This window comes from Flavobacterium xinjiangense (genome assembly GCF_900142885.1).
GTDB lineage: Bacteria > Bacteroidota > Bacteroidia > Flavobacteriales > Flavobacteriaceae > Flavobacterium > Flavobacterium xinjiangense.
The window spans coordinates 391,989-398,989 of record NZ_FRCL01000003.1 but is presented as its reverse complement, the minus strand read 5'-3'; the positions used below and the strand labels follow the sequence as shown (position 1 = coordinate 398,989).

General features: G+C 35.3%; 5 protein-coding genes. 2 read left to right on the top strand and 3 right to left on the bottom strand.

Going from position 1 to position 7,001, the window contains the following annotated elements; translation table 11 throughout:
- Both BUC23_RS17625 and BUC23_RS05670 read left to right on the top strand, forming a co-directional pair.
- On the top strand, positions 1-1,381 hold a 1,381-nt coding region (locus BUC23_RS17625; protein WP_208609306.1), incomplete at its 5' end, for a T9SS type A sorting domain-containing protein.
- Positions 1,382-1,606: 225 nt separating this feature from the next.
- Positions 1,607-3,454, top strand: a complete 1,848-nt coding sequence (locus tag BUC23_RS05670) for a CocE/NonD family hydrolase (RefSeq protein ID WP_073206769.1) — start codon at positions 1,607-1,609, stop codon at positions 3,452-3,454.
- A 161-nt stretch (positions 3,455-3,615) separates the two neighbouring features.
- On the opposite strand, the gene BUC23_RS05665 is transcribed toward BUC23_RS05670, so the two are convergent.
- The 3 genes from BUC23_RS05665 to BUC23_RS05655 form a co-directional block, all read right to left on the bottom strand.
- Entirely contained in the window at positions 3,616-4,941 is a 1,326-nt protein-coding gene (locus BUC23_RS05665; RefSeq protein WP_073206766.1) for an ammonium transporter, read from the bottom strand.
- Between the two features lie 347 nt (positions 4,942-5,288).
- Positions 5,289-5,666, bottom strand: a complete 378-nt coding sequence (locus BUC23_RS05660) for a PH domain-containing protein (RefSeq protein WP_073206763.1) — start codon at positions 5,664-5,666, stop codon at positions 5,289-5,291.
- Positions 5,667-5,670: 4 nt separating this feature from the next.
- Positions 5,671-6,975, bottom strand: coding sequence for an amidohydrolase family protein (locus tag BUC23_RS05655; RefSeq protein ID WP_073206760.1), 1,305 nt, complete (start codon positions 6,973-6,975; stop codon positions 5,671-5,673).
- Positions 6,976-7,001: the final 26 nt, after the last annotated feature.

The following is a 7,001-nucleotide window of genomic DNA, read 5'->3' as shown; positions in this document are numbered from 1 at the left end:
AACACAGAATGCAGTTAACACTAATGCGGCTTATTATAATTATACAATTACCAGAACTTGGAAAGGTACTGATGTAGCGGGTAATTTCTCAACCTGTGTTCAAACGATCACGGTACAAGATGTAACAGTTCCTGTATGGACTACAATAAGTGGAACATTGAATAGAAATGTTACTTGTGGAAGTGCGGGTGAACTTGCAGCAGCAAATGCATTGGCACCAGTGGCAACGGATAATTGCAGTTCGGTAATTTATACCAAAACTTCCGGCAGTCTTGTAAGCGGACCGAGTAATACCTATACAAATACCTGGATAGCGAAGGATATTTCTAATAATAGTAGTACCGTCTTTACGCAAGTAATAACGGTCACTCCAGTCACAATTGACGCATCTGCTAGTAGCAATCCTGTTGCAGTTGGTGTTACTGCTACGCTTTCAGCTACAATTTTTCCAGCTGTGTCTGGAGTTTTGGTCACATTTACTCTTGATAATGGTAACGGAGGTATAACTACCTATACAAAAACAACAGATAATTCTGGTATGGCAAGTATAATGGTATCTGGTTTGCCAGTAGAAGTTTATAAAGTAACTGCTGTAGCGGGTGCTGCTTGCGCATCTTCCGTTGCTTATTTACCAATATACGATCCAAACGGTGGTTTTGTAACCGGTGGTGGCTGGATAATGTCTCCGTCAGGTGCTTTGGTTGGATCTGCATTAACAGGAAAAGCCAACTTTGGTTTTAATGCCAAATACAAAAAAGGAAGCACTCAAGTGGATGGAAATACAGAGTTTCAATTTCAAACGGGAAATTTAAACTTTTCCAGTAGCAGTCACGATCCCATGTCATTAGTAATTGCTGGCGCACAAGCCATATATAAAGGAAAAGGGACCATCAACGGGAATCCTGGATACAGTTTTATGGTTTCTGCAATAGACGGAGACTTGAAAACAACTGCTGTTGCAGATAAATTTAGAATTAAAATTTGGTTAACAGCAACTGGTGGGCCTGTATATGACAACCAATTGGGAGCAGCTGATAATGCAGATGCAACAACAGCACTTGGTGGAGGCTCAATCGTAATCCACGAAGTGAAGAGAGCAACCACAAAAATGGAAATTGCTGCAAAACCTATAGCAATGGGCCCATTTGATGTCAAAATATACCCTAATCCAGCGAAATATCAATTCATCTTAAAATTATTAGGTGGTAGCGATGAAAAAGTGGAGGTGTCCGTATATGATGTACTTGGAAGAATGGTAAAAAACATTGCTAATAGTGATGGACAGGAAATCAAGTTTGGGGAAGAATTACCATCTGGGTCCTATATTGCAATAGTCAGTCAGGGTGTGAACCAAAAAACAGTCAGACTGATAAAAGAATAAAGGTTATTTACAAACAAATTTTAAACTAACTCCATTTCAATTTTTATTGGGATGGAGTTTTTTATTTGGTTATTTACCTAGATTGCTTTTTAACATTAGTTGCTGCTAACCAAAATAATATAATCAAACACTATAAACACGTAAGAAGAAAATCTTAAAAATAAGTTAAGTCTTACTCTATTAGATGAGAATTTATATCTTTAAAACTTATTAAAATATAAAATCATGAAAAAACTATTTGGTATTTCTCTTTTTCTGTTGAGCGTGGTGTTGTACGCCCAAAATGAAAAGGTAAATTATGTTGCTGAAAATTACACTAAGAAAGAAGTGCATATAAAAATGCGCGATGGGGCAGAGTTATTCACCTGTATTTATTCTCCTAAAGATGTTTCTAGAAAGTACCCCATCATCATGCAGAGGACTCCGTATAATTGTGCCCCTTATGGAGAAAACCAGTTCAAAAAAAGTATTTCCCCAAGTGAAACTATGATGAAAGAAGGATATATAGTGGTGTATCAGGATGTTCGGGGCCGTTTCATGAGTGATGGTTTATATGATAATATGCGTGGTTTTATTCCAAATAAAAAAAATAAAAAAGACGTTGATGAGGCCTCAGATACATATGATACTATAGACTGGCTGGTTAAAAATGTCTCTCACAATAATGGTAATGTGGGAACGTGGGGGATTTCTTATCCTGGATTTTACGCCACCTATTCTTTGCTAAGCAATCATCCGGCATTGAAGGCGGTTTCGCCACAGGCTTGTATTTCCGATTTCTTTTTTGATGATTTTCATCATAACGGGGCTTACTTATTGAGTTATTGGAAAGCAACACCATTATTTGGACCTCAAAAAGAAAAACGAACTACGGAGGCTTGGTATAAATTTCCAAATACTGGAACTTCTGATGACTATCAGTTTTATTTGGATGCAGGTTCATTGTCGAATTTAGATACCTACTATGGAAAAGAAAATGAATTTTGGCAACAACTAAAAGAGCATTCCAGCTACGATAGTTTTTGGCAAAAAAGAGGAATTCTACAACATTTAAAAAATATTAAACCTGCGGTGATGATAGTAGGAGGTTGGTTTGATGCCGAAGATTTATACGGACCATTAAACACCTACAATGCAATTGAAAAAAACAGTAAAAATTACAATACCATCGTTATGGGTCCATGGAGTCATGGAGATTGGGCGAGAAATCAGCCACAGCAAATAATAGGTAATATTAATTTTGGAGATACTATTTCAGGTTTTTATCAAAAAAACATTGAAGCCAATTTCTTCCGCCATTTTTTGAAAAATAATGGCAAAGGGGAAAATAAATTGCCAGAAGCCTATGTTTTTGATACAGGGAAAAAAGCATGGCAGACTTTTTCTGTATGGCCACCTCAAAAAGTTGAAAAACAAGATTTCTTTATGCAAGGCAATCAACTGTCAAAAATGGCGAATAAGAGTTTTGCTTTCGAAGAATTTATAAGTGATCCTAAAAAACCGGTTCCTTCATCTGAAGATATCAATCAAAAAGGGATAACACCAAGGAAATACATGACCGACGATCAGCGCTTCGCGGCAAGACGTCCTGATGTTGTGGTTTTTGAAACTGAAATCTTAAATGATGACACCACATTAGCAGGAGAAATATTAGCTAAACTTCAAGTTTCAACTACCGGTACTGACGCTGATTGGATTGTTAAAGTAGTGGATGTTTTTCCAAAGGATGAGCCAGAAACAAAGGAAATTGCTCCGTATTTGAAGATGAGTAATTATCATATGATGGTGCGCAGTGAAGTGATGCGAGGACGTTTCAGAAATAGCTTTTCAAAGCCAGAACCTTTTATTCCAAATGAAAAAACAGCGGTGAATATCAAATTACAGGACGTTTTTCATACTTTTAAGAAGGGACATAAAATCCAAATTCAGGTTCAAAGTACTTGGTTTCCTTTAATTGATTTGAATCCGCAAACCTTTGTTGATAATATATTCTATGCCAAACCAGAAGATTTTAAAAAACAGACCCATCGAATTTACAATGATTCTAAAATTGAATTTTCTATTTTAAAATAAGTAATCATTACAAAGACTAGTCTGGTGAATTTTAATATTGTTCAGCTATCTTTGGTCCATTAAAAACAATAAAGAATAATGTGGTTTTTGAAATTAATTGTATAAAAAAAACACTCTGAAAATTCGTTTCCAGAGTGTTTTTTAATTTATTTTAAGATGATTTACAAATATTCTCCGTGTTGAGAAATATCTAAACCTAATTCTTCTTTTTCTTCTGTTACTCTTAATGGCGTAATTTTATTTACAATAAAGAAAAGGAAATACGATACCGAGAATGCAAATACCGAAACAAGTACCAACGCCTTTAATTGAATTAAAAACAAAGTGGCATCACCAAAAATTAAACCTTGGTTATCTCCTACGATTGCATTTACAGATTTTGAAGCAAATACACCCGTTAAAAGCATACCAACCATACCACCAACACCGTGACAGGCAAATACATCTAAAGCATCATCAATTTTACCTTTAGGGAATTTACTAACCACAAGATTACTCACAATACTGGCAATAATACCAATCGCAATTGCATGAGGAATGCTTACAAATCCTGCAGCAGGTGTAATCGCTACTAAACCTACAACAGCACCAATACATGCTCCCATTGCGGAAAGTTTGTGTCCAAGAATTTTATCAAGAAAGACCCATCCCATCGCGGCAGAAGCTGCTGCAACTGTTGTAGTTCCTAGTGCTTGTGCAGCTATACTACTAGCTCCAACAGCAGATCCGGCATTGAAACCAAACCAACCGAACCATAATAAACCTGTTCCTAATAATACATAGGTAATACGAGCAGGATTTGCTTTTTGCACTTTTCTTTTTCCTAAGAACATTGCCCCAGCAAGAGCTGCCCATCCTGCACTCATGTGAACTACAGTTCCTCCGGCAAAATCTAATACTCCCCATCCAAAAAACAACCCATCAGGATGCCAAGTCATGTGACATAAAGGTGCATAAACAAATAATATAAATAAAACCATAAATAACAAGTAAGCCCAGAAGCGAACACGTTCTGCAAAAGCTCCAGTTATTAACGCTGGTGTAATAATTGCAAATTTTGCTTGAAATAAGGCAAATAATATCATTGGAATCGTTGGAGCTAATTCCCAGGCAGTGTTAGCGCTTACCCCTTGGAAAAATAGGTTAGACATAGGATTTCCAATGAATCCACCTATTGTTGGTCCAAAACATAATCCAAATCCAACTACAACCCATAGAACGGTAACGATAACCATAGCCATGAAGCTTTGTAATACAGTGCTAATTACATTCTTTTTTCCTACCATTCCACCGTAAAAGAATCCAAGTCCCGGAGTCATTAATAATACAAGTGCTGTGGCAACTATCATCCAAGCGGTATCTCCTGTATCTATTTTTAATGGAATAACGTGGGCACCTAATGTTGAAGATTCGGCAAACAGATGAATTGAAAAAATGGATAATACTAGAATTGTGATCAATATCACACTTAAAATAATCTTTCGCATAGTTTTTAGTTTTAATTTTCGATAAAAATATAAAATGATTGCAGACCCCTATTAAAAAACCAATGTAATTTTTTATTTTTATTAATTTTTCAATTTACCCCCTATAATTTTGTGGGTATGTTAGAATTCAATGTAAAATTTAATAATTTATTAATCTCTTTTTTGAAAATAACGGGGTGTATGGGAATTATTTCGAAGCAGTTTTATAGTATCCCTCGTTTTATGAAAGACTTTGCAAACTCAATTTTATTTTAAAGCTAATATTCAACGTAATAAAGATATAAAAAAAAATGTACCAAATACTTACAAAGTATTGGTACATCTAGTATGAAAAGTAAGCGTAATGTTTATTTTAAAATATGTTGGCTTAAAATTTTATACACTTCATTTATATTGTTGCTTCCTTTTCCAAATTGTTTCGCAATTGGAGTGCTTTCATTGTTCAACCAAATTTTTAATTCAGCATCCATGTCCAGTATTCCAGCACTTTCTTTGGAGAATTTTTTGATACTCGAATAAGGGATTGACATGTAATCGACCTTAGTTCCAACCAATTGTTTCTCCACTAAAATTAAACGTTTATTAGTAAAAATAAACATATCCCGAATAAGTTTATATGCTTTCTCAATTATTTCCCCATCTATCAAAATAGGTTCAAATTCTCTCGAAATATTTTCGATATTAACTTCTGATGCGTTGCCTAAAATGGCATTAAATAGTCCCATGATTTTAATTTTGATTATATTTTTCCTTATATCTTTTATTCAGTTGACTTTGGTGTGTTTCCAAACTTATGTCTCTTCCTTGAATAAAAGCTTTTGTCAATTTGTTAGTTCTCATATCTAAAGCATCTCCATCTGAGATGAACAATGTGGCATCTTTTCCTTCTTCAAGAGTTCCGCATTGTTTGTCGATTCCAAGTATTTTAGCCGTGTTAAATGTAATTAATTGCAAAGCTTGTTCCTTGTTAAGTCCATAAGCGGCACATGTTCCAGCTAAAAAAGGCAAATTTCGGGTATTCATTCTTTCATGATCACCACTATTTTCTAAACCTACAAGAACACCTTGATCGGTTAATAATTTGGCGTTCTTATAAGGTAAATCAATATCCTGATCTTCATTTTCCGGCATATCATGTACGCGCTTTAGTAACACGCCTACATTATTTTTTTGCAACAAAGAGGCTGTTTTGTATGCTTCATATCCGCCTACAATCGCCATTTTTTTAATGCCATTTTCTTTCGCTAACTGGACAGCATCAATAATTTGTTTTTCTTCATTGGCATGAATAAATAAAGTTTGACTTCCATCAAATAAACCTTTGGTGGCCTCAAAAATTAAATTTCTCTCTTTTGAACTGTCTGCTAAATACGCTTTTGCATTAGCCAAAAAAGCTGTTATTTCCGAGATTTGTTTAACATATTCTTTATTGCCTTCGATTGTTCCGGGTTCAAACCAAGATCCGCTTCTTGCGAAACCAGAAGGGAAATTAAGGTGGATTCCATCATTTTCTTTGATAACCGCATCTTTCCAATTCCAGGCATCAAGTTGCACAATCGATGAAGTTCCTGATATTCTTCCGCCTCGTGGTGTAATCTGAGCCATTAATATACCGTTTGGACGCACAGTTTCAATAACTTTAGAATCCGCAGTGTAAGCAATAATCGCTCGGACATGAGGATTAATACTTCCAATTTCTTCCTCATCATCTGAGGATTTAACTGCATCGATTTCCACTAAACCTAATGTTGAGTTTGGAGCGATAAACCCCGGATAAACATGCTTTCCTGCGGCGTCAATGGTAACGTCATATGCACCTTCGGTTAATCGTATCAATCTGGCATCGGCAACTAATGTAATTTTTCCATCTTTAAATCCTACAGCACTATTCTCAATAACTGTTCCATTCCCCAAATGTGCGGTACCATTTAAAATTAAAATGGATTTTGATTGTTTTGGAGCTGGTGTTTGTTGCGCTATTGTAATTAATGGTGCAAAAACAACCAACAATAGCATACATATATTTTTATTCATAGTTTTTGTATTTTTTGTGTTTGTGA

Coding starts and splice junctions, on each gene's coding strand:
- BUC23_RS05670 (WP_073206769.1), top strand. CDS start 1,607: ATGAAAAAACTATTTGGTATTTCTCTTTTTCTGTTGAGCGTGGTGTTG.
- BUC23_RS05665 (WP_073206766.1), bottom strand. CDS start 4,941: ATGCGAAAGATTATTTTAAGTGTGATATTGATCACAATTCTAGTATTA.
- BUC23_RS05660 (WP_073206763.1), bottom strand. CDS start 5,666: ATGGGACTATTTAATGCCATTTTAGGCAACGCATCAGAAGTTAATATC.
- BUC23_RS05655 (WP_073206760.1), bottom strand. CDS start 6,975: ATGAATAAAAATATATGTATGCTATTGTTGGTTGTTTTTGCACCATTA.